The sequence below is a fragment of the Olavius algarvensis spirochete endosymbiont genome, from assembly GCA_900608495.1.
Taxonomy (GTDB): domain Bacteria; phylum Spirochaetota; class Spirochaetia; order DSM-2461; family DSM-2461; genus UBA2779.
Genome location: UWYT01000315.1, coordinates 1 through 463, shown reverse-complemented (window position 1 = coordinate 463; position 463 = coordinate 1). Strand labels below are relative to the sequence as shown.

Below are 463 nucleotides of genomic sequence, written 5' to 3'. Positions count from 1 at the left end.
CCCTCCGGAGTGATTGTGGACTCATCCGGCAATATCTATGTAGCAGATTTTAGCAATCACCGCATCCGGAAAATCACGCCGGCGGGGATGGTAAGCACCTTTGCCGGTACTGGCATAAGGGGTTATGCGGATGGCACCGGCACCACGGCGCAGTTTTACTACCCCGCCGGACTGGCTGTGGACTCATCCGGCAATGTCTATGTGGTAGATCATGGCAGTCACCGTATCCGGAAAATCACGCCGGCGGGAGTGGTAACCACCTTTGCCGGAACAGGCACAAAGGGTTTTGCAAATGGCGACGGCACCAAGGCACAGTTTAACAACCCCACCGGCGTGGCTGTGGACTCATCCGGCAATTTCTATGTGGCAGATTCTGACAATCACCGTATCCGGAAGATAGAGTACAAGGTGCCCTAGCCAGCGGCGCGATGGCTCCTCATGTTAAGTGTGGTATCTTTTAGAA

General features: G+C 54.6%; 1 protein-coding gene. It reads left to right on the top strand.

Features of this window, described 5'->3' with window-relative positions; translation table 11 throughout:
- Positions 1–417 (top strand): NHL repeat-containing protein (locus S1OALGB6SA_RS09305; protein WP_503465894.1); only part of this gene is annotated, 417 nt, incomplete at its 5' end.
- Positions 418–463: the final 46 nt, after the last annotated feature.